The following is a 26,518-nucleotide window of genomic DNA, read 5'->3' as shown; positions in this document are numbered from 1 at the left end:
AGGATACAATGAAACCATTAAAAAAAATTGCATTAGTCGCAATATTAAGTACTTTTTTGACCGCTTGTATGAGCACGCAACAAATTAACGCAGAAGCTTCTCAAGGTTATATGCAAATGAAGCAACAAAATGCCAAAGCGATTGATACGAACTCTGTGACGGCTCAACGGGTACATAAAATATTTAATAAAATGAAACCTTATGCAGAGCAAGAAAATAAAACAGGCGTGCCATTTCAATGGGAAATTACCGTTTTCCGCACCAATGAGTTAAATGCCTGGGCCATGCCTGGCGGCAAAATGGGCTTCTACACAGGTTTGGTTGAAAAGCTCAATATGAATGATGATGAAATTGCCACTGTAATGGGGCATGAAATGGCTCACGCTTTGCAAGAACACGGAAAGTCTTCGCGTAATGTTGGATTGGTCACGGGCATAGTTGGGCAAATGGCGGATATTGCTGTTGCGGCAACAACAGGTGTCGATACAGGTGGTTTATTAAGCGTTGGAACAGATTTAATTGCAAATAAGCCTTTCTCTCGTAGTCAAGAAACCGAGGCTGATGAAGTAGGGCTAATGTTGATGGCAAAATCAGGTTATAACCCATCATCAGCCCCAAATGTGTGGGTAAAAATGAGCAAAGCCAGCGGTGGCGGCGGTGGCATTTTCTCGACTCACCCTTCAAATGAAGCTCGCCAGAAAAACTTGGAACGTTTAATTCCAGAGGCAATGAAACTTTATAAAGCTGCACACTAATCTATTTTTTGATTATGCTGTCATAAAAACGAGAAGAAGACAAAATGAACCAAGATAACCACAAAACCGAAGATATTATCCGCATTTTCGACGAATGTTTTGCCACAGAATACAATACCCGACTAGAAAAAGGTGGCGATTATCCTATCTATTTGCCTGCATTTTTAGAGGAAGATGGCGTGAAATCAGCACGTCCATATCACGTAATTTTATTCGCCCACGGCTATTACAGCAGTGCCTTGCACGAAATTTCGCATTGGCTTGTAGCAGGTGAAGCGCGCCGCCAATTAGAAGATTTTGGTTATTGGTATGAACCTGATGGTCGCTCGGCAGAACGCCAACGTGAGTTTGAATCGGTGGAAGTGAAACCTCAAGCGATTGAGTGGGTTTTAGCTACCGCGGCAGGCTTCCGCTATTTTGCCAGTGCGGATAACCTTTCAGGCAATCCTGGCGATAATTCAGCCTTCAAAAAAGCGGTCTATAATCAGGTAAAAGTTTACGCAGAGCGAGGCTATTTACCAAAACGTGCGGAAACACTTCGAAAAGCATTGGCAAAATTCTACGGCACACCAGATGTGATTGATTTAGGTATGTTTGATCTTGCAAAAATTTAACAAATTTCATCTATTTCCTCTTGACACAAGTGCTATACTCAAACTGTTCTTAACTTTTAAGGAGGAAATATGAACACAAACAAACCCTTCCCATTGCCAACGGGCTATTTCGGTATCCCGCTTGGCTTGGCTGCACTCTCCCTTGCTTGGACACATCTTGCCCATTTTCCACTGACTGAAACAATCAGCAACATTTTAGGTATTAGCGCTATTATTGTATGGCTTCTGTTTATCGGACTTTACCTGTATAAACTCCGCTATTTTAAACACGAAGTTTTAGAAGAATATCATTGCCCTGTGCGGTTCTCATTTCTGGCATTAATTCCGATTACCACAATGTTGGTCGCAGATATTCTCTATCGCTGGCAACCGCTGTTGGCTGAAGTGATGATCTGGATTGGCACGGTTGGGCAGTTGCTCTTTTCATCCATTCGTATTAGTGAATTGTGGAAAGGCGGTATTTTTGAACAGAAATCAACCCGCCCCCCCTTCTATTTGCCTGCTGTAGCGGCAAACTTTACCAGTGCCAGCTCGCTTGCCTTAATTGGCTATCACGACTTGGGCTATTTGTTTTTCGGGGCAGGTTTAATTGCCTGGATTATTTTCGAACCAGTATTGTTACAACATTTACGCATTTCATCGGTTGAGCCCCCTTTCCGAGCAACAATGGGGATTATCCTCGCGCCTGCTTTTGTTGGAGCATCAGCTTACTTGGCGGTAAATCACGGTGAAATCGACACTTTCGTGAAAATTCTGTGGGGCTATGGCTTCTTGCAACTCTTTTTCTTAATTCGCTTACTACCGTGGATTGCAGAAAAAGGCTTAAACATCGGCTTTTGGGGCTTCTCATTCGGTCTAGCATCTATGGCAAATAGTGCTATTGCGTTTTACCACGCCAATGTGCTCACAGGCGTTGCCATTTTCGCCTTTGTATTTGCGAATTTGATGATTTTAGGCTTGATCGGTTTAACAATTTATAAATTAGCCAAAGGGCAGTTTTGGGTGAAATAGCATCAGCTTACAAGCGGTAAAATTTTGTCCTATATACCAAATTTTTTAACAAATCTTACCGCTTGCTAAATTAAACTAAAGAGCTAAAGTGTCGCTAAAATAATCTGTTCAGGATCGATATGTAGTTGAACTGATTCTCCCACTTTTTCTGAAATAGGCTCTTCTATGATGGCACATAATACAGTGTGACCAATTTTCACAAGAACTTCATTTTGTTCAATTGCTATAATCTCCCCTGTAAAATCATTTACACCTATTCGTTTCAAATTCAGCTTAATCCAAGGAGCTTTAATCAATAACATCACATCTCTGCCAAGCATAAGATCAAGTCGCTTACTACTTTTTTCAGTGATTACTGCACAAATTGGCTCATTTATACCATCAATATTTACATCAACCCAAACTAGTGCATCTTTTTGTTTTAAGCCAGATACCTTGCCAAAAAGCTGATTTCGTGCACTGGTTTGGAGTGATGATTTTGCTGTTGCAAATAACGCATTATCAAGAGGGATGTTTTCTTCATGCAAAATCTCAAAAGCTCTTTTTTGCGTTTGTTGCAATAGATCATAAAGCTGTAATAGGCGATCTGCATAACTCGTTAGTTGTGTTCCGCCACCTTGCTTACCACCTGTACTACGATCTAACAAAGGCTTAGGGCTAATTTTAGTCATTGCATCAATGTTATCCCAAGCAGTTTTATAGCTTACCCCTGCTAATTTTGCAGCTTGGTTAATAGAACCAATCTGTTTAATTTGACGCAATAATTCAATACGTCGAGGATCGGCAAATAGTATGTTGTTTAATTTGATAGTCAGTAGAATTTCAGTATCTAGCATTGTTGAGTTTCCAATAACAAAGGTTAGGTATTATAACTTATCTATTGTCTTAATTTTAACCAAATATTAATAATAAAAAACGATTAAATTTCTGAGATATGTTATAAATTATCTTTTAAAATTTAATCGTTTTATATTAATGCTGATTACAGTAAGACTATTTTAAACCTAACTTATGCTCTAAGTAGTGAATATTCGTTCCACCCTGACGGAAGTTTTCATCTTCCATGATTTTTTCGTGGAGTGGAATATTAGTTTTAATGCCTTCGATAATGGTTTCAGAAAGTGCTTGTTCCATACGACGGATCGCAATATTACGATTTTCAGCGAATGTAATCAATTTACCAATCATCGAATCGTAGTGTGGAGGCACTGCATAGCCTGAATAAATGTGTGAATCCCAACGTACGCCTAAACCACCTGGCACGTGTAAACGTGTGATTTTACCTGGTGATGGTAAGAAGGTGTTTGGATCTTCCGCATTGATACGGCATTCCATCGCATGACCTTTTACTTTGATGTCATCTTGCGTGATAGAAAGCGGTAAACCTGCAGCAACACGAAGTTGCTCTTTCACTAAGTCTACGCCTGTAATCATCTCGGTAACTGGGTGTTCAACCTGTAAACGGGTATTCATTTCGATGAAATAGAATTCGCCATTTTCAAATAAAAATTCGAATGTACCTGCACCGCGGTAGCCGATCTCACGGCACGCATTTGCACAACGCTCTCCAATGAATTTACGTAATTCAGGAGTAATACCTGGTGCTGGAGCTTCTTCAACTACTTTTTGGTGGCGACGTTGCATTGAGCAATCACGCTCTGCAAGATAAACCGCATTGCCGTACGTATCTGCCATTACTTGAATTTCGATGTGGCGTGGATTTTCAAGATATTTTTCCATATACACCATATCGTTATTAAATGCCGCCTTCGCTTCTGCTTTGGTCATTGCGATCGATTCTTCCAAATCTTTTTCTTGGTAAACCACGCGCATACCACGGCCGCCACCGCCACCAGATGCTTTAATAATCACTGGATAGCCGATACGTTTTGCAATCTCTTTATTTTTCGCAGGATCATTACCGATAGGACCATCGGAACCTGGTACGCAAGGCACGCCCGCTTTTTTCATTGCATTGATAGCAGATACTTTGTCGCCCATTAAGCGAATCACATCTGCCGTTGGACCAATAAAGATAAAACCAGAATTTTCAACCTGTTCTGCAAAATCTGCGTTTTCAGATAAGAAACCGTAACCCGGGTGGATCGCATCCGCATCCGTTACCTCAGCAGCAGCGATAATCGCAGGAATGTTTAAGTAGCTTTTTACAGAAGGTGCTGGACCGATACATACGGTTTCATCCGCTAATAATACGTGTTTAAGCTCGCGGTCTGCTGTTGAGTGAACGGCAACGGTTTTAATGCCTAACTCTTTACACGCACGTAAAACGCGTAAAGCAATTTCGCCGCGGTTGGCAATGACAACTTTTTTTAACATTGCTTATTCCTTTTGGGTAATGAAAATGCCCCTCTTAAGAGGGGATTAAATTATTCGATAATTACTAATTTTTGGTCGAATTCAACCGCTTCACCATCATTGACAAGGATTGCTTTTACAACGCCTGCTTTATCAGATTCAATACGGTTCATCATTTTCATTGCTTCAACAATACAAAGTGCATCGCCAACTTTTACTTGTTGCCCTACTTCGATAAATGGTTTCGCTTCTGGGCTTGGGCTACGATAGAAAGTCCCAACCATCGGAGAAAGTACCGCGTGACCTGAAACTTCAGAAGAAACTGGGGCATCTTGAGCTGGAGCAGAAGCTGTTGGTGCAGCTGCAGGTGCAGAAACTGGTGCTTGTTGAGGTGCTGCCACATATTGTACTGCTGCTGGGGCAACCGCTGGCGCCGCACGGCTAATACGTACAGTACCTTCTTCTTCAGAAACCTCTAATTCGGTAATGCCTGATTCTTCTACTAATTCGATTAATTTTTTGATTTTGCGAATATCCATAGTGAAATTCCATTAGGTTAAATAAAATTGACCGCTTATTTTGATCTTCAAGAAGAGTGAACAAACGGATAAAAATACGTGCGTAGATTACCTGATTTTCGTGAATTTTGCGACTAAAATCTGTGAAATTTAGTGGAAATGTCAGGAACTTAGACCACTTGGAGGGAAAATAAAAACACAAAAAGGCGTACCTTTCGATACGCCTTCTCTTGTGAAGCTTTAACTAAGCCATCAATTATTTGATGATTTTAGCAACAACGCCCGCACCTACTGTACGACCACCTTCACGGATCGCGAAACGTAAACCTTCGTCCATCGCAATTGGGTGGATTAATGATACTGTCATTTTGATGTTATCGCCTGGCATTACCATTTCTACGCCTTCTGGTAACTCGATAGTACCAGTTACGTCAGTTGTACGGAAGTAGAATTGTGGACGGTAACCTTTGAAGAATGGAGTGTGACGACCACCTTCTTCTTTTGATAATACGTACACTTCTGATTCGAAGTCTGTGTGTGGTGTAATTGTACCTGGTTTCGCTAATACTTGACCACGTTCGATTTCTTCACGTTTTGTACCACGTAATAATGCACCAACGTTTTCACCCGCACGACCTTCGTCTAATAATTTACGGAACATTTCCACGCCAGTTACAGTTGTTTTCGTAGTGTCTTTGATACCTACGATTTCAACTTCCTCACCCGCTTTGATGATACCACGCTCTACACGGCCTGTTACTACTGTACCACGACCTGAGATTGAGAATACGTCTTCGATTGGTAATAAGAATGGTTTATCAATCGCACGTTCTGGCTCTGGGATGTATGTATCTAAGTGGTTTGCTAATTCAAGAATTTTTTCTTCCCACTCTGCTACGCCGTTTAACGCTTGTAACGCTGAACCGCGTACTACTGGCGTGTCATCACCTGGGAAGTCGTATTGTGAAAGAAGTTCACGCACTTCCATCTCAACTAATTCTAATAATTCTTCATCGTCAACCATATCGCATTTGTTTAAGAATACGATGATGTATGGAACACCTACTTGGCGACCTAATAAGATGTGCTCACGAGTTTGTGGCATAGGACCGTCTGTTGCTGCCACTACTAAGATAGCACCATCCATTTGTGCCGCACCAGTAATCATGTTTTTAACGTAGTCCGCGTGTCCTGGGCAGTCAACGTGTGCGTAGTGACGAGTTGCTGTATCATACTCAACGTGTGAAGTGTTGATGGTGATACCACGTGCTTTTTCTTCTGGCGCATTATCGATTTGGTCGAATGCACGAGCTGCACCACCGAAGTGTTTCGCTAATACAGTTGTGATTGCAGCTGTTAAAGTTGTTTTACCATGGTCAACGTGACCGATTGTACCCACGTTTACATGGGGTTTTGTACGTTCAAATTTTTCTTTAGACACTTTGATAGTTTCCTAAAATATGAGCCATAACCTTATGCTATGGCTCGGGTTGAAATAACGATTTATCTAATTATTTAGATTTACGTGCTTCAATGATTGCATCAGCAACGTTTTTCGGAGCTTCAGCATATTTTAATGGTTCCATTGAGTATGATGCACGACCTTGAGTTTGTGAACGAAGGTCTGTTGCATAACCAAACATTTCTGATAATGGAACTTCAGCATTGATCTTAACAACGAATTCTGTTGCTTCTTGACCATTTACCATTGCACGACGACGGCTTAAGTCACCGATTACATCACCCACGTAGTCTGGTGGAGTTTCCACTTCAACTTTCATGATCGGCTCAAGTAATACTGGGTTTGCTTTTGCAAACGCTGCTTTAAATGCTAATGACGCTGCAAGTTTAAACGCTAACTCAGATGAGTCCACATCGTGGTATGAACCGAAGTGTAAACGTACACCGATATCTTCTACTGGGTAACCTGCTAATGGACCAGATTTAAGTTGTTCTTGGATACCTTTATCAACTGCAGGGATATATTCGCCAGGAATTACACCACCTTTGATTTCATTCACGAATTCGTAACCAGGACCTTCTGGATCTAATGGGTATAAGTCGATCACAACGTGACCATATTGACCGCGACCACCAGATTGTTTTGCGTGTTTACCTTCCACATCATTAACACGAGTGCGGATTGTTTCACGGTAAGATACTTGTGGTTTACCGATATTTGCTTCCACTTTGAACTCACGTTTCATACGGTCAACGATGATGTCCAAGTGTAACTCACCCATACCAGAGATGATAGTTTCGCCAGATTCTTCATCAGTGTGAACACGGAATGAAGGGTCTTCTTGTGCTAAACGACCTAATGCTAAGCCCATTTTTTCTTGGTCAGCTTTAGTTTTTGGTTCTACCGCAACAGAGATTACTGGCTCTGGGAATTCCATACGCTCAAGAATGATTGGTGCGTCTAATGCACATAATGTGTCACCTGTACCAACATCTTTTAAGCCGATTGCTGCAGCGATGTCGCCCGCACGAACTTCTTTGATCTCTTCACGTTTGTTTGCGTGCATCTGTACGATACGACCGAAACGTTCACGTTTTTGTTTAACTGAGTTGTAAACTGTATCACCAGAGTTAATTACACCTGAATACACACGGAAGAAAGTTAAGTTACCTACGAATGGGTCAGTTGCAATTTTGAATGCTAATGATGCAAATGGTTCATCATCGCTTGCATGACGCTCACCTTCAGTTTCGTCTTCGTTAATACCTTTGATTGCTGGGATATCAGTTGGTGCTGGTAAGTAGTCGATTACCGCATCAAGCATTGCTTGAACACCTTTATTTTTGAATGCTGAACCACAGCAAACTGGGATGACTTCACCTGCTAATACACGTTGACGTAATGCAGTTCTGATTTCTTCTTCAGTTAATTCTTCACCAGAGAAGAATTTGTCCATTAACTCTTCAGATGCTTCAGCTGCTGCTTCAACAAGGTTGTTACGCCATTCTTCACACGCTTCTAACATATCCGCTGGGATATCTTCGTATGTGAATGTCATACCTTGGTCAGCTTCGTTCCAGTTGATTGCTTTCATTTTGATTAAGTCAACCACACCTTTGAAGTTTTCTTCTGCACCAATTGGAAGTTGAAGAGGAACTGAGTTACCACCTAAACGAGTTTTAATTTGCTCAACAACACGTAGGAAGTTTGCACCAGTACGGTCCATTTTGTTTACGAACGCAATACGCGGTACAGCATATTTATTCGCTTGACGCCATACAGTTTCTGATTGAGGTTGAACACCACCTACCGCACAGTAAACCATTACCGCACCATCAAGAACACGCATTGAACGTTCTACTTCGATAGTGAAGTCTACGTGCCCTGGAGTATCGATAACGTTGATACGGTGTTGTTGATATTGTTGTGACATACCAGACCAGAATGCTGTTGTTGCAGCAGAAGTGATGGTAATACCACGTTCTTGTTCTTGTTCCATCCAGTCCATGGTTGCAGCACCATCGTGAACTTCACCGATTTTGTGACTTACACCTGTATAGAATAGAATACGCTCAGAGGTAGTTGTTTTACCTGCGTCGATATGAGCACTGATACCGATGTTACGATATCGCTCAATAGGAGTTACACGAGCCATTTTTATTTATTACCTTGTTTGGGGTTTAAATTCTTAATAATGGTAAGGCTTCACCTAAAAAATTCGAGATGAAGCCTAGCAATTTCGTTTTAAAACAACGATTACCAACGGAAGTGTGCAAACGCTTTGTTCGCTTCAGCCATACGGTGAACGTCTTCACGTTTTTTCACTGCTGAGCCTTTGTTGTCAGCTGCATCTGTTAATTCGTTTGCTAAACGTAATGCCATTGATTTGTCACCACGTTTACGAGCTGCTTCAATTACCCAACGCATTGCTAATGCATTACGACGAGTTGGACGAACTTCAACTGGAACTTGGTAAGTTGAACCACCCACACGGCGTGATTTAACTTCAACAGTTGGACGTACATTTTCAAGTGCAGCATCGAAAGCTTCTAAAGCATCTTTACCTGTACGTTGTGCGAGAGTTTCTAAAGCACCGTAAACAATAGCTTCAGCTGTAGATTTTTTACCATCAACCATTAAAACGTTGATGAATTTTGCAAGTAATTCAGAACCGAACTTTGGATCTGGAAGAATTTTGCGAGGTTCAATACGACGACGACGTGGCATTGTAAATACTCCGTTTATATATATTCAGGATATTCCAAAACTCATCTATTGTAGCTAAACATTGTTTTAGCACGATTGACTGGAGTTTATGGTATAAATTTAAAAATTTAGACGTTTGGCCTTACTTAACGGAGATCCATTAAGATTTAGGACGTTTAACGCCGTATTTAGAACGACCTTGTTTACGGTCTTTAACGCCAGCACAGTCTAATGCACCGCGTACAGTGTGGTAACGCACACCTGGTAAGTCTTTAACACGACCACCACGGATTAACACAACACTGTGCTCTTGAAGGTTATGACCTTCACCACCGATGTATGAAGTTACTTCAAAACCGTTAGTTAAACGAATACGGCAAACTTTACGTAATGCAGAGTTTGGTTTTTTAGGTGTAGTAGTGTATACACGAGTACACACGCCACGTTTCTGCGGGCAAGCCTCTAATGCAGGAACGTTGCTTTTTACAACCTTTTTCACACGCGGTTTGCGTACTAATTGGTTGATAGTTGCCATTTAAAAGCTCCAGTTAAAATTATTAAAAATAAAATTAAAAAATCCTTCCCCTATGGAAAGGACGGTAAATTGTAGTGCGATGCTGGCTAAATGTCAAGCATTGTGAGAAGTCTGCGAGCGGTCTATTTTTCTAGTTATTTTGCATTTTCTAACAGGGCAATCACTTTCTTTAACGCTTCAATTTCGCTTTCTTTTGCACTTAATAGTTGCTTTAATTTCTCATTTTCCAGTTAAAGTTTTTCATTCGTGCCGAAATAGTTGCTGTAATTGGAATGGTTGTCAACATTCGTAAATAATACAAATCGTTCGTTATCATCTAATAGCTGAGCCACGTTCACATTAAAAACCTGAGCAATTTGTTTTAATTTTTCTACGCTCACATTAGTTTGCCCACGTTCAATCTTCGCATAGCCTGTCGTGGACATACCTAATTTCTCCGCCACTTCTTCCTGTGTCCATTGGTTCATTTCACGCATAATTTTGATCTTTTCTGATGATTCCATAATCTACCCTATTAGTCATTTTTTAGCTCTCTGAGCGTATCAAATTGCTCTTTGAGTAACTGGATTAAATTTGTACTAAATATAACATAGCAAACCTCTACAGACCAATTTTCATAAGGAAATTAAGATGAAAAAACTTTTATTTGTTTTACTTGCAACTTTTGGGATGGTAGCTTGCTCATCTAAAGTTGGACAATATTCTGTCTTGAGTAATAGCAATGTTGATATTACTCACTCTAAAAATTTTTCAAGAGGAGATAAGGTAAATGGTAGAGATACAACGTTGATTTTCTTTATCTTTCCTCTTGGTAATCCTGATGTAAATACCGCCCTTACTCGTGCAATTGAACAAGACAAATGTGTTGTTGGTCTAACGGATGTTACCGTAACTTATAATAAAGCTTGGTTATTCTCCGTTGGATTAAACGATATTGAAGTAGAAGGTCGTCAGCTCATCGATACTGCTTTGCCTGGCTGTGCAAATCGTCGTTTATAAACTTTAAGGAAGTTAAGATGAAAAAAATTATTCCTGTTCTATTTTCTGTATTTTTACTTTCAGGTTGTTTTGGAATTCATTCATTAGAAGAACCAACACTTGTAAGTACTAGAAATTATGAATTTACTAATAAAAATTTACAACCAGGAAAACAAGTTGTTGTAAATCTAAAAAATTACGGTTATTCTGCATACCAAGAAGCTATTAATGATGCTATATCTCGCAATAGCTGTACTGTTGCACTAATTAACGTTAAATCAAGCAACAACGGAAGAACTATTGAAGACACTGAAGTTATCGATCCAACATTAGGAAACTGTGCTAAATAACCTTACAAAAAAGCGATAACTTTCAGAAGTTATCGCTTTTTTATCAACTACAGCTCATTCTCCAACACCTGCAACACACGATACGGCAAAATGCTTTCCATACCATTGCCCGTTAAATAATGCTGATTTTTGCCGTAAGCCCCAATCAATTTCGGATCGGTTGCACCATATAAAATCACATTTGGCTTATCTAAGGCGGCAGTGAGGTGGCTTAATCCCGTATCCACTGAAACTACCACTTTTGCATTGGCGATCTCTTGTGCCAGCTCTGCTAGCGTTAATTTAGGCAAGACTACCACATCAGCCGAGACTTTCGCTAACCGCTCGGCACGTGCTTTTTCTTCCGCATTTCCCCAAGGCAAATGCACGCTCAAGCCTTGCATAGTCACTGAACGGATTAACTCTTCCCAATATGCTTCTTTCCAATGCTTGTCTGCTCGTGTGGTTGCGTGAATTGCCACCATATAAGCGGTCGGACTTTTCGGCTGTTTCATAAAATGAGAGGCAATGCCGTAATCGCCAATAGTTTGCGGTAATGCATAGCCTAAGGCTTCGGCAAAGAGTTGGCGAATACGCTCCACGGCATGCTGTTGATACGCAATCGAAAGGGTTTTGTCGTAAAACCAGCTACTCAACCCTTCACGGACGGAATGTTTATCGTAACCATATTTCGTGCCTCGCGCCTGTTTGGTCACCAACACCGCACTTTTAATCAAGCCTTGGGCATCAATCACAGCATCATATTCTTCTGTTCGAAGTGCTTTCACATAGGATTGCCATTCTTGCCACGTTTGGCGATTCAGCAAATTTTTCCGCCAACGGCGAATGGCAACGGGAATGACCCGATTAACCGCTGAATGCCAGCAGGGAATTTCCGCAAATGCCTCTTCCACTACCCAATCAAATTGAATATTCGGAATCGCTTTCTGGGCATCGGTCAGGGCGGGCAAGGTGTGAATCACATCTCCCATGGAAGAGGTTTTAACGATGAGAACTTTCATTATTGTTATTTTGCAAGCGGTTAAAAATTGCAAAACATTTGCAAAATTAGACCGCTATGCTCACTATTTTTTATTATCTAAAAGTATATTGGCAATTGTTGCACCACCAGGTACGATTGAGCCCGCAACCTCTGAAACCACATCTTTTAAGAGTGATTTCATTTTCTCCTGATTCGCCTTTTGGCTAAACCAAGAAGTACCGTTATCAATCACTTTTCCTGTTAAACCATCGACTTCAATAATTGCAGTTCTATTATCTTTTTTATGACGATACTCGAAAGCAAACACAGGGCGGAAGTAAATTTCTAAGCATTCAATCACCGTTTTTTCATCTAAAGTTGGGGCATTGATAATCGTTGTTTCTAACAACTTCTGACGAGCACGTTGCATTAACCCAGATTGCAGTAAGCTAGGCTCAATTACTTCTGACTCTAAAGGTTTACTTCTATATTTCGGCTCTTTCAGATATGCTTGGAGTAAAGACTCATTAACATGCGAACGCTCCATACCGTCAATTACACTAGAAAAAACGATATCTCGCTGGCAAATTTCCTTAACATTAAACGAGATATAACTAGTTTGAATGTTCATATTCTGCGGGGTATTTACTTTAATTTCTTCGCTTGCATCTTCAATCAGCACAGATTTCGCATCTGGATTTTCAACATTTGTGCGATAGTTTTGCACCAATTCATAATTGATAATACGCTTCACTTCAATTTTCCAGAAAGGTTCTAATCGACGTTCGGAACGAATAAGTTCAATATCTTCATCTTTATTTAAAAGTTTAGAACTTTTTACAGCTAATGATTTAAGTGATGCGACTTTCGCCAAGCCTGATAATGTACTTGAGAATGCACTATTTTTATGCTGTTCTGCCGCATCTTTGGCTAAATGCTCTGGATAGAAGTCCTCAAATTCATAAGCAGGCACTTCAACGTGTTCTAGACTTAATACTTCGTTCATTATGTTCTCCCAAAAGATAAACGTTGCAAATTATCGGTAAACTCCAATCGCTTGATATCTACGGATTGAGTTTTTGTAATAACTTTTCCATCACCATCTCAGGCTGAATATCAATCAAACTTTGATGATACCCTTCTGCTGCTTCACCTTTGCGGATTTTAATCAAGCCACCTTCAATGAGCCGAATGACTTCGGCATTCGAAGAAAGAGGTGGAGTATAAGCAGGACTAGTTGGTCCATACAACGCAATCAACGGCTTGTTCAAGGCGGCGGCAATGTGCATTAAGCCGCTATCGTTGCTGACCACCGCGGCACAATCGGCAATTAAATCTACCGCTTGATTGAGATCGGTTAAACCCGCCAAATTCAAGCAATAAGACTGTAAGTTTTCAGGTAAACTTTGACGAATTTGCTCACCAGCTTCTTGATCTTTTTTCGAACCGAATAACTGAACGGAATAACCTTTTTCAATCAGCATTTCCGCCAATTTTGCATAGTGATAATGTGGCCAACGTTTTGCGGGTCCAAACTCTGCTCCTGGGCAAAAACCAATCGTATGGCGATTTTCCGCTTGGTTTAGCAACTGTGAGAATTTTGCTTTTGTTGCCTCAATTTCGACCGCTTGTGTTTGCAAATAAGGATAAAGCAACGGTAAATTCTGCGCCGTTGGCACTTGCCCCTTTTCAAAGGCTAACGCTATATAGCGTTGCACCATCATAGGGTAATCATTTTTATTGGCACGCAAATCATTCAGCAGGAAATAGCGACTTTCCCCTTTCCAGCCTCGACGCACGGGAATTTTGGCAAACAATGGAATAAAGGCAGATTTCAGCGAATTAGGCAACACAATCGCCATATCATATTGATTACGAAGCAATTTCCCCAGTTGGAAACGTTCGCCCAAACAAAAAGCACCATGCCCAATCGGCATAGAAATCGCTTTACGTACTTCTGGCATTCTTGCCAACAATTGACGACACCAATCAGGTGCCATTACATCAATTTGGCAATCTGGATATTGCACCTTGAGTTGCTGATAAAGGGCGTGCGACATCATCATATCGCCCACCCACGAAGGACCAATCACTAAAATATTCATTTTTTCTCTTAAATTTAACCGCTTATTTAATGCTTAACGTTGCTTAATGCACTCTTTCGCAAGGACTTTTTTGTTATTATCATAGAGCTCCGCCACCCCAGAACGCATTTCCCACCATACCCAACGAATATTGCTATATTTCTTGCCGTTTTTTGTGACTGTTGGCGAAAGAGTATGGGTCGCGTCCATAAAGGTAACGCTAATACTGTTCTTTTTACCTTTAGTTTTCAATATGCGAACTTCTTTATCATCTTGACACAAATAAAGGTTCATCGCTTGGTTTTTAACCACACTACGTTGAGCAATTTCTTTAACTTGCTCCGCATTGTCACTATTCGTTTGCTGAACTTGCTGCACCTGCTCAACAGGCGAAACAGCAACTTTTGTGCAACCCGAAATTAGCAATAATGTCGATACCAATAGGCTAATATTAAGCTTTAAAGACATATTTTTCCCTTTTATAACAAAAGAGCAACGTGTTGGCGTTGCTCTTTAACATTATTATTTAAAGCGATAAGTGCCATCTGCTTGGCGAGTAAATTTACCGCCTGAACCGATAGTCATTTCTACCACACGGTTATTTTTATCTAAACGCACAGTTACCTTTTCATTTACTTTTAAACTGCTCACTTTGTTATTCACTTTACTCATTGCATTCACATCAGAAATATTGAGCTGATTATCACGGAATACTTGCATTAATGAGACGCCTTTAGGCACGCTTAATGTTTTGCTCGCCATAACCACATTTTGACTTTTTGCAGCTTCTGTTTTTGCTGCTAATGAAGGAGCTAGTGTGGCTTTATCTACAACTGGCTTACCCGTTTCAACATTTTTTACTAAACGATCTAACTGAGCATTTTGTGATTTCTTAGTATCAAACTCTGCTTTCGTTACCGCCTTAACCTTTGGTTGAGCATTTACTTGTTTATTATTTGCATGATGAGATGCTTTTAATTTCTCAACTTTTGGTTGAACAACTTGAGCTGTTGATGTTTCAGGTTGATATACTACACCGCCTTGAGTCGCAGGTTTTTCAGTGACAACCGTCATTGGTTGAGACTGACTTGCTTGTAATGTAGCTTGTGGTTGAGCAAGTTCATTTGCCACAGGTTGAACAGGCTGCGGCTCTGCTGTTTTCTCTACTGGAGAAACGACTTGTTGAGCTGGCTGCTGTGTTTGTTGTTCTAACTGAGCTTGTTGCTGATTTTGTTGTTGAGCTAAAGCTTCTTGCTGTGCTTGAGCTTGGGCTTTTGCCTCAGCCTCTTGACGTTGAGCTTCTGCCTCATCTACAGGGCGGAATTCAATAGGTAAACTACCGCTCTGTTGAGATTGTAATTCTTCAACAGTCTCTGGTGTACTTGGTTTTAGCCAGAAGAAAATTGCCCCTAAAACTACAGCCAATAAAGCAACGATACCTAAACGGCGATGTTTTGATGACTTCTCTTTCGCAGAATTTTCTGATGTTACTTTTTCTATTGAAGCGGTTGGGATAACGCGCTCTGCCGCATTAATTGCAACTTTTGCTGTTTCTTTTGCAACAGACTTAACTTCTTCAGTTTTTTCTTCGGTTTGTTCGTTTGCTGTTTGACTAGCCTGAGCAGTTTTGATTTCTACATTTTTATCTTCTGTAGTAAATGCTAAGCCTGCTGGTTTTACTGCTTCTCCGCCATCCATTTTAGGTAATTCTGATTTTACAGAGCTTGATGGTTTAATGACAGGTGTAAATGTATGCCCTGGCGATTGCGTTGTATGTAATGAAGGTGCGATGCTTTTTGTATTATTTTCCCCAAAAGTTGGCTCTTTGCGTTCGTTCTGATTCATATCAAATTCCATAAATTAAAAATAAAAATTTTTGCTATTTTAAAGGATTTCTAGCTTATCAGCACGATTTTTCAAAAAATTTTCACATTTCTTTTCATTTAATCAAGCAATTTGCTCTATTTTGCAAATTTCTCGCAAAAATCAACCGCTTTACTCTATTTTTTCGAGCACGCTCGAAAAATTCATTTTTGCTCGTTGCAGGCTTTTTCAACCCTCTGTATCTTTCCTTCGGTTCATTTTTCTGACCATTTTATCTACAAGAGGACTTTATGAAAAAAATCAACACTTTTGCAACATCTCTCATGATTGGCTTATTCTCAACTGCAGTATTTGCCAATGAAGTCACAACACAGCCAGCAGTGCAACCTGTTCAAACCACCGTTGTAACCGCACCTGCTGCCTCTACAGCACCTGTTAGTATTCAACAAGTTGCTGTCGATCCGAATGCCGTCAACATTAACACTGCATCAGCAGCAGAAATTCAAGACAAACTGGTTGGCATCGGAGCGAAAAAAGCCCAAGCTATTGTTGACTACCGCACGAAAAACGGTGCTTTCCTAAGCATTGAGCAATTAAAAGAAGTTTCAGGCATTGGTGCTGCGACAGTTGAGAAAAACCGCTCACGTATCGTTTTATAAGCATTTCTCGGATTTGTTGAACCGAGCAGAATTGGGTGGGTTGTGTCTATGAGGATTAAAGAGGGCTCAACTCACGTTCGGTTCAACAACCTTTTACATATTTGGTCTCAACCGCTTTTCTGTTATAATCGCCCATTTTCAAAACAACAGAAAGGATAATGTTATGGCACTTAAAGCCTATCCAACCCCAACTTACTGGCAACGCATAAAGATTGCCTGTCACTATCTTTTACCTCAACTTTCCATTACCCGTGCAGCAGGCTGGCTTGCTCAACAAAAATGGGGATCAGTGACTCATTTCATCATCAAACTATTTGCCAAACAATATCACGTAAATTTAAGTGAAGCGGAAAAAACAGCACCTTCAGATTACGCCACCTTTAACGAGTTTTTTATCCGCCCATTAAAAGCGGGGGCTCGCCCTATCGTAGAAGGCGAAAATACCATTGCTTTACCTGCGGATGGCCGTGTAAGTGAATATGGTAGCATCGTAGAAAATCAACTTATTCAAGCAAAAGGACATTTCTTCACGCTTGAAACCTTGCTTGCCAGAGATCTGGAAATGGCAGAAAAATTCAAAAATGGCAATTTTATTACCACTTATTTATCGCCAAGCGATTACCACAGAGTGCATATGCCGTGTGATGCTGTGCTCAAAAAAATGATTTACGTGCCAGGTGAGTTATTCTCTGTAAATCCATTTTTAGCAGAACACGTGCCAAATTTATTTGCTCGCAATGAACGTGTGATTTGTGAATTTGAAACCGCATTTGGACCAATGGTACAGATTTTAGTTGGTGCGACTATCACAGCAAGTATGAGCACCGTTTGGGCAGGCATTATTAACCCACCTCGTCCAAATGAGGTGGTGGAATATCACTATGAAACCGAAGGCGAAAAAGCTATCAGCTTGAAAAAAGGCGAAGAAATGGGCGCATTCCGCTTAGGTTCAACCGTGATCAATCTTTTTCCTCAAAATATGATGACTTTTGCGGAAGGAATCCAAACTGGCAGCAAAACCAGAATGGGCGAATTATTAGGAAATTTTAATAAATAGATATTAAAGGGCGTGTTAATCTAATTAAACACGCCCTTAAAATTATCTCAACTGAAACAATAAAAACTCCATTTCACTGGCTGCTTACAATTCAAACATTACTTTCATTTATTTTGCGATCTTGCTCGAAAATTTGGCAATTGCCTTTTGCCTCTTTGCCTTATCTTTTTTATTCTCTCAACGATTTAATCAGTAGAGGATAATATGGATAAAACATTAATGCCACGCGAGAAATTGTTGCAACAAGGCGTGGAAGCATTGAGCGATCAAGAGTTATTGGCAATTTTCTTACGCACGGGGATTCGTGGCATTCCCGTAATGCAACTTTCGGAAAATGTACTCAAAACCTTTGGCAGTTTACGCGGATTATTAACCGCTTCGGTCGAAGATTTCTGTAAAGTCAAAGGCTTAGGAAAAACACAATATATTCAACTACAAGCCACAAAAGAGATGACCAAGCGTTATCTTTCACAACAGATGGAGGCAAACGAAACCATCAGTGAGCCATATATGGCGATTATGTATTTCCAATCGGAGCTTGAGCATTGGGAGCGTGAAGTGTTTATGGTGATCTTTTTAGATAATCAAAACCGGTTGATTCGCACCGAAAAAATGTTTTTTGGCACGATAAATCAAGCCAGTGTGCATCCACGAGAAGTGATAAAAGCAGCGCTAAAATGCAATGCAGCAGCGATTATCATCGCGCATAACCATCCTTCAGGCGAGTGCACACCAAGCGATGCCGACCGCCATCTAACCAGACGTATTGAACTGGCGTGCGATTTGGTCGATATTCGATTTGTCGATCATATTATCGTGGGAAAAGGAGATTACTTCTCTTTTGAAGAAGAAAAACTCCAAATTTCATAAGAAAATTATTCGGCTTATGGCGTACAGATTTCTGCTCAACGAATTGGAGCTAATTGAACCTGCACTTTATTTAGATCAAGCGGTCGGTTCTGCCCAAGATTTTGCGAAAGTGTTAAAATCCTGCATTTATGATATAAATCAAGGTAAATAGATGAAGGTTGTGGATAATTGATACCATCTATTTTCTTTCGTAGGGGTATGTTTCACACGCCTGATATACCAATGATGTAAAAGAGTGTGTGCAACACGCCCCCATACCCGAACAACTCAGTTGTGACGATATTTTATTATTTCGAGTGATTTCTCTATGAAAATGCGATTTTCTTCCCTATTTTCCTCGCTCATTTTGAGCTTGTCATTTGCAATATTTTCCCCAAATTCAACCGCTTCCCCTTATTCTTACACGCCAGAAAGTCTGCCGTTGTATGCAGATGAAGCCCTTTCCAAACCCATTGGCGAACTAGAAGCAGGCGTACCTGTAAAATTAGTACAAACCACGCAAAATGCCGATCAGCTTGAGCTTGAAATGTGGCGGAAAACCAAAGGATTTGGGCGAATTTGGTATAACCAATTTGCAAAACATATTACCGATGCGGTATTTGATAAAACCTTCACTCAAAACGCTTCCAATTTTGAGGTGTTAGAGAACAAAGAAGATCCACTCACAGGCTTAGTTTGGCAGAAAGTCAAAACAAAAGTTTGGGTGAAAAAATCGGAACTTAGCCAAAATCTCACCGCATTCTGGGCGAATGCAGAAAGCACTTTCAAAACTGAATGCAGCGTTTGCCACAAACAGCGCGATCCGAAAATGCACGATGCGAATGAGTGGGTGGCAGTGTTTAATGGCATGGTCGGCTTTACCGATATGGATAAACAGCAACAAAAACAAGTGCTTCGTTATTTACAATTACACGCCGCTGATGCGTCAAAATAGGAATTTGTATGTCTTCTCTTGAATTTTCACGTCGCCAATTTTTACAAAAAATGTCGCTGATGACCGCAACGCTTGCGATGCCCTCTTTCCTTGTTCCGCGTGAAGCGAAAGCAAATAGCACAAGCACACCCGATGAATGGAAAGTCACAGGCTGCCAATGGGGAGCGGTACGTGCCAAAGTGATCAATGGCAAATTGGCTGAAATCAAACCTTTTGAATTTGACAAACACCCAACCGAAATGATCCAAGGCATCAAAGGTATTTTGTATGGCGAATCTCGCGTGCGTTATCCGATGGTACGATTAGATTGGCTCAAAAATCGTGAAAAAAGCGACCGCTTGCAACGTGGCGACAACCGCTTTGTTCGCGTCAGTTGGGATGAAGCACTCGATCTTTTCTATCAAGAACTGGAACGCATCCAGCAAAATTACGGCCCTTGGGCACTTCACACTGCCAATGTCGGCTGGCGTTCTTCGGGGCAATTCCACAGCTGCGGTAACCATATGATCCGTGCCATTGCGATGCACGGGCATAGTGTTGGTACAGTGGGCGATTACTCCACAGGTGCAGGGCAAACCATTCTGCCGTATGTGCTGGGTTCAACCGAGGTTTACTCGCAAGGCACATCATGGGAGATCATTTTAAAAGAGACCGAAAACCTGATCTTCTGGGCGAACGATCCAATCAAAAATTTACAAGTGGGCTGGAACTGCGAAACGCACGAGGCTTATGCCTATTTTGAGCAGCTAAAAGAGAAAGTGAAGAACAACGCGATCAACGTGGTGTGTGTTGATCCTGTGAAAAGCAAAACGCAAAATTATTTGGGCTGCGACCATTTTTACGTAAACCCACAAGCGGATATGCCGTTTATGTTGGCAATCGCCCATACACTTTACACTGAGAATTTATACGATAAAGCTTTCCTTGATATTTACACCCTTGGTTTTGAGAAATTCGTGCCTTATTTGCTGGGCGAGACCGAAGATAAAATCGCTAAAACGCCAGAGTGGGCTGCACCAATTTGTGGCGTTTCTGCCGAGAAAATCCGCGAATTTGCACGGATGTTGGCAGGAAAACGCACCCAACTGATTTTTGGCTGGGCAATCCAACGTCAACAACACGGTGAGCAACCTTATTGGATGGGGGCAGTATTAGCCGCGATGCTCGGGCAAATTGGCTTAGCAGGTGGAGGCATTAGCTACGCACACCATTACAGCTCGGTGGGCGTTTCAAGCTCTGGGGCTTCAATGCCAGGTTCCTTTCCATCGAATTTAGATGAAGGGCAAACACCGAAATACAACAACAAAGATTACCAAGGTTATAGCGAAGTCATCCCTGTGGCTCGTACCACCGATGCATTACTTCACGCGGGCGAAACCATTGATTACAACGGCAAAAAAATCACCTACGCCCCGTATAAAATGGCAATTTTTTCAGGCTGTAACCAGTGGAGCCGCCAATCGCAATTGAACAAAATGAAGCAAGCCTTCCAAAAATTGGAAACCGTGGTTTCGCTTAATTACAGCTGGACAGCAACTTGCCGTTTCTCCGACATAGTGCTACCTGCTTGCACGCCATTTGAACGTAACGACATCGACGCCTATGGCTCTTACAGCAACCGTGGGGTATTAGCGATGCACAAATTGGTTGAGCCGATGTATGAAGCCCGCTCCGATTTTGAGATCTTTAAAGGCTTATGCGAACGCTTTGGCAAAGCGGAAGAATATTGCCGCGGAATGGACGAAATGGAATGGGTGGAACGCCTCTACCGTGATTGTCGCAACGCCAACCGTGGCAAGTTTGAAATGCCACCGTTCGAGGAGTTTTGGAAAACAGGCTACGTGCTTTTCCCAGAGGGCAAACCTTGGGTGCGCCACGCTGATTTCCGCGAAGATCCTGAATTGCACGCCCTTGGCACGCCATCAGGCTTTATCGAAATTTACAGCCAAAAAATCGCCAGCTATGGCTATGCCGATTGCAAAGGGCATCCAATGTGGTTCGAAAAAGCCGAACGCTCACACGGCGGACCAAACTCAGAACGCTACCCGTTCTGGATGCAATCAGTTCACCCCGACAAACGCTTGCATTCTCAGCTGTGCGAAGCGAAAAACTTACGTGATACATACAGCGTAAAAGGGCGTGAACCGTTCTATATGAACCCGCAAGATGCGGCGAAACTTGGTATTCAAGACGGTGATTTAGTGCGTGTTTACAATGAACGCGGGCAAGTGTTAGTAGGGGCAGTATTATCGGATAACTTCCCAACAGGTGTGGTGCGTTTGCAAGAAGGAGCGTGGTTCTCACCACTTGATGAAAAAGTTGGCTCAATTGACACCTACGGCTGCCCAAATACCTTAACGTTAGACATTGGTGCATCTAAACTCTCGCAAGCAACTTGTGTCAGCACTTGCTTAGTCAATGTGGAAAAATGGCAAGGCGAAGCTCCTGAGCCGAACGGCTTTAGCGGCCCGAAAATAGTGGAGCGAGCGTAATGTTCCAAAAAGAAGAGTACCAATTTATCTATCGCTGGTTTAGCAATATACTCGGACGGGAACTTACCGATGCACAATTGCAAAGCTTACAAGCGGGCGAATTTACCCCGTTTTTTGCCTTTTTGAAAGAAGCGGGTTTTGCTGCTGAAATCGCACAGCTTGAAATTGCACTTACCAGCTTGCAGCTCCACCCACACGCCCGTTTAGAACTTGCGGCAGATTTTGCCGAATGCTTTTTGCTAGAGGGAAAAATCAGTGCAATGCCTTATGCTTCCGCTTATTTAGCAGGCGAGGAACTGACGCAAAACTTGCAAAAAATGGATGATTATTTAACAGAGTTTAGCTTGCAAACCAACCGCCAAGTGAATGAACCGAGCGATCATCTTTGCGTCTATTTGGAAATTTTGCTTAAGCTTGTTGAGCAAAAAACACTTGCTGAACAACGTCAATTTATCCGCGAACAGCTGCAAACGTGGCTGCCGAAGATGACAGAAAAATTGGCAAAAATTCCCCTTCAAAATCAGTTTTACCCAGCACTATTTTCGTTGCTGTGTAAGATTTTGGCATTGCACGCAACGGAAAGCTAGAAAAGCACCAAGCGGTCAATTTTTTGCAAAATCTTGCGAAGAATTGACCGCTTGTTGATCTGCACCCCAAAACCTGGACACCTAATTTGAGGTGCAGATTATGTCCTACTCTTATCAATTTCGTTTGAAAATTATCAAACTTGTCACCGAACAGGATTATGGTATCCGTGAGGTGGCTAAACTTCATCAAATTTCCCACGCTCTCGTCATTTATTGGCTAAAAGCATTTCGGGAAAGAGGGCCTGATGGCGTAAAATCGCCTTATACAAACCTTCAAACACCGAAAATAGTGAAGCCAAAGATGAAAAAGAAAGATATTGAAATTCCAGAAACCACAGACTTTTCACCTAAAGCGTTTAAAAAGCTGCAACGAGAGCTCGCCTTGGCTCGTACGGAGATTGCTTATCTAGTTGATGGATTTGGCTAACCGAGAAATTATTGCCTATAACTTTACGACACGCCTGAAGTTTTCATTGGTAAAAAAGAGGTTAGAACAAGGGCTTAGTCGGCTTAAACCGACAGAATGCCCGATTATTCATAGCGACCAAGGTATATTGTATGGCTCGGCGGAATGGGTAAAGATGTTGGAGGGTAAAGCGGTGCAAAGTATGAGTCGCCGAGGAAATTGCTACGATAATGCGGTGATTGAAAGCTTTTTTGCAATATTAAAATCAGAGTATTTTTACTCTCGGACTTATCATTAAATTGCTGAATTACAGGCTGAAATTGAAGAATATTTAGTGTATTACAACCAAAAACGCATTAAACTTGCTTTCAAAGGATTGAGCCCAGTGCAATACCGAGCTCAATATTTAAGTTAACTAACCTGTCCAACTTTTTGGGGGCAGATCAAAGTTCCGTTTGCCCTTGTTTTAAGGACAGATTACTAAATACAATCATTGTTTAAATATATCTTTATTTACATCTATTTGGTTACATTTTACTCAAAATATAAAAAAAAACACAAGCAAGATCACAAAACAGATAATTTTATTAATATTTTAATTTTAACATATCATATAATCTCGAACCAATTATACATGTAACCTAACATTATCATCCAAGGAGGATATTTTGAAAAAACGTACTACTTTAACTACTGCAAAAAGTTCAGTAGCCTTATTACTCTTTACATTGCCTTTATCTTCTAACCTTGCCTATTCTGCCCCGTCCACAACGGGTGAAGGGAATATTGTCACCGGAGATCATGGCGTTGCAACTGGCTATAACAATGCTGTAACAGCTAAATATGGTTTAGCACAAGGTAATGATTCTGTTGCAACAGGTGGCAATATTTCTCGCAAAGAATTTGATGAAAAATTAAACGAAGAAAAGCAAACGATTGCCAACAAAAGCAAAGCAGAAAATGAACTTTCCGATATAAACAAAAAAATTGAAGTCAGCAATAAAACTGCTGAAGATCTGAACAAAAGAATTAATGAAATAACAGATTTAATCAAACAATCTAACGATAAAAAAAATCAAGTTGTTACTTCGCTGAATAATGATTTGGCTAATAAACAAAAAGAATTAGCCAAATTAGACAAAGAGCGGGAAGAGGCTAAAGAATACGCTAGTCATTATCCTTCAATCTATTCAGAGGATGAAAATGTTTCGATAAAATTCCTAGAACAACTTAAAAAACTTGATTGGAATAAACTTTCAGATAATTCTGCAGGAACAACAGGAGTACAAAAACTAGCAAAAGACCTAAAAGAGCGAGTTGAGGCTGATTACCCTAATGTTTCTGAAATTAAAAAATTTGGTATAGATAAATATGAAGTTATAGTTAATGGATATGATAACGCTAGAGGATCATTTGAATATAACAAAGAAAATATAGAAGATATGATTAGATCTAGAAACGAACAATACTTATTTTCCCACGGGGCTGGAAGAGATCTAAGTTCATACGCTTCTGATTATGATGGTATTACAGATTTACTAAAAAATGTAACTTCTGTAGATCCTGTAAAAATTACAAGCATCGATAACATACCAAGCCGAATTACAGATGACTTTTTTTCATCCCAAAAACAAGAGCGTTATGTGCAATTTTCTACCCTACTGAAAATGATAAGTGAAAATAATGTCATAAGTGATTTAAGTAAAGCTTATAAGCTTAATAAAATACATGATGATAATTATTACAAACCAAATTACGTAGCGAATACTGTATTTTATCTTCCACCAATAAAAGCTAGTGATGATCAAATAAATCACAGTAATTTTTTATTAACTAGACACCATTATAATCCAAGTGATTTTGATGACATGAACTACGGTGATGATAATCATAAAGTCGAGCATCGATTTGACGATGAAGCAAAGAAAGCAGAGTATTATCTTTACTATGGTCAAACGCAAAGATTTTTTGATGAATTTTTTGACGGAGTAAAAACTAACACCCCTCAGGATGTGGAGCGTCTAAGAGAATGGGTAAATACATTTTATAATGACTTTGATAATCTAATTGATCGTGAAGCACCTGAGGAAAAATGGCTTTTTGATAAAAATGATTTTCTTCGTCAACTTAAAGATGTAGAAAGTTTTGCGAAGAAAATTTCAGACTATATAGCTGTTTATGACGAGGCGAACAAATCTCCTACTCCAGAAAATAGAGCGAAACGAAACAGTTTATATGAAGAAATCTCTAAACTAAAAAACGATTCTAAAAATTATTATGAAAATATTGAATTTAAATTTAAGGAATCAACCAAAGATTTATGGAATGACTATGCTAAAAAGACAGCAACAGAATTAACTGATTGGGCTAAAAAATTGAAACTTTATGACCCATACAATGAAGTTGTTAAGGGAATAACAGAGGAATCTGAAAAAGCCCAAAATGCCTTAAATGAAGCTAAAATAAAATTTGAGGATAAGGAACGGGAAATTAAGGATCTCAAATCTCAAATTGACAAACTACAATCAGCTTCAGATTCAAATAATTCAAATGAATTAAAACAAAAACAAGAAGAACTTGCAAAAAAACAAGTAGAAAAAGAAGAGTTTGAAAAAGAGCGAGCAAAAAAGGAAAAAGCATTAAAAGAGTTAGAGGAAAAACTAACACGTCATTTTTCTAACATTGGTGAAAACTCAATTGCTGCAGGGAAAGAATCCTTTGCGAGCGGTACAAACTCAATTGCTATCGGTACAAAAAATGAGGTAACTGGTAATAATTCTGTAGCGATTGGTGCGGGAAATAAAGTTGCATCACATAATGTGATGGTGTTAGGCAATAATGTCACTGTTGATGCGGGGTTTGATGGTGCTGTGGTATTAGGTAATGAATCTGCGCCAAGTAAGCCAATGCCAGTAGAAAGCATCACTATTCAGGGCACAACTTATCGATTTGCTGGTACAAATCCAACATCAACTGTCAGCGTAGGTGCAGAAGGTAAAGAGCGTCAAATTACTCACGTTGCAGCAGGCCGCATTACCAGTACATCAACGGATGCGATTAACGGTTCTCAACTTTATTCTGTTGTCGAGGCTATTAATCAAAAAGTTACCCAACATAATAAAATGCTGAAAGCTGGGATTGCGGGTTCAGCTGCAATAGCTGGATTACCACAAGTACGAGGTAATGGTAAGTCTATGATTTCTGCGGGTGCAGGAAACTTCAAAGGACAAAATGCTATCGCAGTGGGATATAGCCGCTCAAGTGACAACGGTAAAGTATTATTCCGCCTAAGTGGAAGCACAAATACCCAAGGTGATGTGGTAAGCTCCGTTGGCGTAGGCTACGAATGGTAAGCTAAGAAACACAAAAGTGCGGTGAAATTTCACCGCACTTTTTTCA

Annotated in this window: 29 protein-coding genes; 16 read left to right on the top strand and 13 right to left on the bottom strand. The window is 40.5% G+C overall.

Annotated features, from left to right (window positions below):
• Positions 1-8: 8 nt before the first annotated feature.
• The 3 genes from B0184_RS04580 to tehA all read left to right on the top strand — a co-directional run bounded on the left by B0184_RS04580 (position 9) and on the right by tehA (position 2,380).
• Positions 9-755: a M48 family metallopeptidase gene (locus B0184_RS04580; RefSeq protein ID WP_005708054.1), complete on the top strand. Its 747-nt coding sequence runs from the start codon at positions 9-11 to the stop codon at positions 753-755.
• Between the two features lie 44 nt (positions 756-799).
• On the top strand, positions 800-1,369 hold the full coding sequence (locus B0184_RS04575; protein WP_005708056.1) for an elongation factor P hydroxylase: 570 nt from the start codon (positions 800-802) through the stop codon (positions 1,367-1,369).
• A 69-nt stretch (positions 1,370-1,438) separates the two neighbouring features.
• A complete protein-coding gene (gene tehA, locus B0184_RS04570) occupies positions 1,439-2,380 on the top strand; it encodes a dicarboxylate transporter/tellurite-resistance protein TehA (RefSeq protein ID WP_005708059.1) in 942 nt (313 codons plus the stop codon).
• Positions 2,381-2,463: 83 nt separating this feature from the next.
• On the opposite strand, the gene B0184_RS04565 is transcribed toward tehA, so the two are convergent.
• From B0184_RS04565 to B0184_RS04530, 8 genes are all read right to left on the bottom strand, one after another.
• Positions 2,464-3,216, bottom strand: a complete 753-nt coding sequence (locus B0184_RS04565; protein ID WP_005708057.1) for a TOBE domain-containing protein — start codon at positions 3,214-3,216, stop codon at positions 2,464-2,466.
• Between the two features lie 157 nt (positions 3,217-3,373).
• A complete protein-coding gene (gene accC, locus B0184_RS04560; RefSeq protein ID WP_005708058.1) occupies positions 3,374-4,717 on the bottom strand; it encodes an acetyl-CoA carboxylase biotin carboxylase subunit in 1,344 nt (447 codons plus the stop codon).
• 50 nt (positions 4,718-4,767) lie between these two features.
• Entirely contained in the window at positions 4,768-5,235 is a 468-nt protein-coding gene (gene accB / locus B0184_RS04555) for an acetyl-CoA carboxylase biotin carboxyl carrier protein (protein ID WP_005708061.1), read from the bottom strand.
• A gap of 235 nt (positions 5,236-5,470) precedes the next feature.
• Positions 5,471-6,655, bottom strand: coding sequence for an elongation factor Tu (tuf, locus tag B0184_RS04550; protein WP_078177606.1), 1,185 nt, complete (start codon positions 6,653-6,655; stop codon positions 5,471-5,473).
• A gap of 70 nt (positions 6,656-6,725) precedes the next feature.
• Positions 6,726-8,831 (bottom strand): elongation factor G, encoded by a 2,106-nt coding sequence (gene fusA / locus B0184_RS04545; RefSeq protein ID WP_005708956.1) that lies wholly within the window; start codon positions 8,829-8,831, stop codon positions 6,726-6,728.
• A 101-nt stretch (positions 8,832-8,932) separates the two neighbouring features.
• Entirely contained in the window at positions 8,933-9,403 is a 471-nt protein-coding gene (gene rpsG / locus B0184_RS04540) for a 30S ribosomal protein S7 (RefSeq protein ID WP_005708968.1), read from the bottom strand.
• A gap of 139 nt (positions 9,404-9,542) precedes the next feature.
• On the bottom strand, positions 9,543-9,917 hold the full coding sequence (rpsL, locus tag B0184_RS04535; RefSeq protein ID WP_005708967.1) for a 30S ribosomal protein S12: 375 nt from the start codon (positions 9,915-9,917) through the stop codon (positions 9,543-9,545).
• A 230-nt stretch (positions 9,918-10,147) separates the two neighbouring features.
• The gene (locus B0184_RS04530; protein WP_005708957.1) at positions 10,148-10,420 is read right to left on the bottom strand and encodes a helix-turn-helix domain-containing protein; all 273 of its coding nucleotides are present in this window, start codon (positions 10,418-10,420) and stop codon (positions 10,148-10,150) included.
• A gap of 127 nt (positions 10,421-10,547) precedes the next feature.
• Between B0184_RS04530 and B0184_RS04525 the strand changes: the two genes are divergently transcribed.
• Together B0184_RS04525 and B0184_RS04520 are read left to right on the top strand one after the other, a co-directional pair.
• Positions 10,548-10,916: a putative periplasmic lipoprotein gene (locus tag B0184_RS04525; RefSeq protein ID WP_005708963.1), complete on the top strand. Its 369-nt coding sequence runs from the start codon at positions 10,548-10,550 to the stop codon at positions 10,914-10,916.
• Positions 10,917-10,933: 17 nt separating this feature from the next.
• Positions 10,934-11,245: a lipoprotein gene (locus tag B0184_RS04520; protein ID WP_005708961.1), complete on the top strand. Its 312-nt coding sequence runs from the start codon at positions 10,934-10,936 to the stop codon at positions 11,243-11,245.
• Between the two features lie 47 nt (positions 11,246-11,292).
• Here B0184_RS04520 and rfaC read toward each other — a convergent pair whose 3' ends face one another.
• The 5 genes from rfaC to B0184_RS04495 all read right to left on the bottom strand — a co-directional run bounded on the left by rfaC (position 11,293) and on the right by B0184_RS04495 (position 16,135).
• Positions 11,293-12,246: a lipopolysaccharide heptosyltransferase RfaC gene (gene rfaC / locus B0184_RS04515; RefSeq protein WP_039851444.1), complete on the bottom strand. Its 954-nt coding sequence runs from the start codon at positions 12,244-12,246 to the stop codon at positions 11,293-11,295.
• Between the two features lie 63 nt (positions 12,247-12,309).
• A complete protein-coding gene (locus tag B0184_RS04510; RefSeq protein ID WP_005708952.1) occupies positions 12,310-13,212 on the bottom strand; it encodes a hypothetical protein in 903 nt (300 codons plus the stop codon).
• 58 nt (positions 13,213-13,270) lie between these two features.
• Positions 13,271-14,311 (bottom strand): lipopolysaccharide heptosyltransferase II, encoded by a 1,041-nt coding sequence (gene waaF / locus B0184_RS04505; protein WP_005708953.1) that lies wholly within the window; start codon positions 14,309-14,311, stop codon positions 13,271-13,273.
• A gap of 33 nt (positions 14,312-14,344) precedes the next feature.
• Positions 14,345-14,758 carry an MliC family protein gene (locus B0184_RS04500; protein ID WP_005708954.1) on the bottom strand — a complete coding sequence of 138 codons (414 nt, stop codon included), beginning with the start codon at positions 14,756-14,758 and terminating at the stop codon, positions 14,345-14,347.
• A 54-nt stretch (positions 14,759-14,812) separates the two neighbouring features.
• Positions 14,813-16,135, bottom strand: coding sequence for a LysM-like peptidoglycan-binding domain-containing protein (locus B0184_RS04495; protein WP_005708962.1), 1,323 nt, complete (start codon positions 16,133-16,135; stop codon positions 14,813-14,815).
• 269 nt (positions 16,136-16,404) lie between these two features.
• On the opposite strand from B0184_RS04495, the gene B0184_RS04490 reads away from it, so the two are divergent.
• The 11 genes from B0184_RS04490 to B0184_RS04450 all read left to right on the top strand — a co-directional run bounded on the left by B0184_RS04490 (position 16,405) and on the right by B0184_RS04450 (position 26,472).
• Positions 16,405-16,773 carry a ComEA family DNA-binding protein gene (locus tag B0184_RS04490; RefSeq protein ID WP_005708966.1) on the top strand — a complete coding sequence of 123 codons (369 nt, stop codon included), beginning with the start codon at positions 16,405-16,407 and terminating at the stop codon, positions 16,771-16,773.
• Positions 16,774-16,936: 163 nt separating this feature from the next.
• The gene (gene asd / locus B0184_RS04485; RefSeq protein WP_005708958.1) at positions 16,937-17,830 is read left to right on the top strand and encodes an archaetidylserine decarboxylase; all 894 of its coding nucleotides are present in this window, start codon (positions 16,937-16,939) and stop codon (positions 17,828-17,830) included.
• 204 nt (positions 17,831-18,034) lie between these two features.
• Positions 18,035-18,700: a RadC family protein gene (radC, locus tag B0184_RS04480; protein ID WP_005708960.1), complete on the top strand. Its 666-nt coding sequence runs from the start codon at positions 18,035-18,037 to the stop codon at positions 18,698-18,700.
• A gap of 16 nt (positions 18,701-18,716) precedes the next feature.
• A complete protein-coding gene (locus tag B0184_RS10790; RefSeq protein WP_005708955.1) occupies positions 18,717-18,851 on the top strand; it encodes a hypothetical protein in 135 nt (44 codons plus the stop codon).
• A gap of 156 nt (positions 18,852-19,007) precedes the next feature.
• Positions 19,008-19,634 (top strand): hypothetical protein, encoded by a 627-nt coding sequence (locus B0184_RS04475; RefSeq protein ID WP_005708949.1) that lies wholly within the window; start codon positions 19,008-19,010, stop codon positions 19,632-19,634.
• A gap of 8 nt (positions 19,635-19,642) precedes the next feature.
• On the top strand, positions 19,643-22,126 hold the full coding sequence (gene torA, locus B0184_RS04470) for a trimethylamine-N-oxide reductase TorA (protein ID WP_005708950.1): 2,484 nt from the start codon (positions 19,643-19,645) through the stop codon (positions 22,124-22,126).
• Positions 22,126-22,713, top strand: coding sequence for a molecular chaperone TorD (gene torD, locus B0184_RS04465; protein ID WP_005708965.1), 588 nt, complete (start codon positions 22,126-22,128; stop codon positions 22,711-22,713). The genes torA and torD overlap by 1 nt, the downstream gene beginning before the upstream one ends.
• A gap of 100 nt (positions 22,714-22,813) precedes the next feature.
• The gene (locus B0184_RS04460) at positions 22,814-23,140 is read left to right on the top strand and encodes a transposase (RefSeq protein WP_078177617.1); all 327 of its coding nucleotides are present in this window, start codon (positions 22,814-22,816) and stop codon (positions 23,138-23,140) included.
• A complete protein-coding gene (locus B0184_RS04455; protein WP_158077811.1) occupies positions 23,133-23,417 on the top strand; it encodes a DDE-type integrase/transposase/recombinase in 285 nt (94 codons plus the stop codon). The genes B0184_RS04460 and B0184_RS04455 overlap by 8 nt, the downstream gene beginning before the upstream one ends.
• A complete protein-coding gene (locus B0184_RS10855; RefSeq protein WP_080565535.1) occupies positions 23,418-23,534 on the top strand; it encodes an IS3 family transposase in 117 nt (38 codons plus the stop codon). It begins immediately after the preceding gene.
• A gap of 253 nt (positions 23,535-23,787) precedes the next feature.
• Entirely contained in the window at positions 23,788-26,472 is a 2,685-nt protein-coding gene (locus B0184_RS04450) for a YadA-like family protein (protein ID WP_005708172.1), read from the top strand.
• Positions 26,473-26,518 lie beyond the last annotated feature (46 nt).

The sequence above is a fragment of the Haemophilus paraphrohaemolyticus genome (assembly GCF_002015045.1).
Lineage (GTDB): Bacteria > Pseudomonadota > Gammaproteobacteria > Enterobacterales > Pasteurellaceae > Haemophilus_A > Haemophilus_A paraphrohaemolyticus.
Note: the sequence above shows the minus strand (reverse complement) of the source record. Positions and strands in the feature narration are given on the sequence as shown.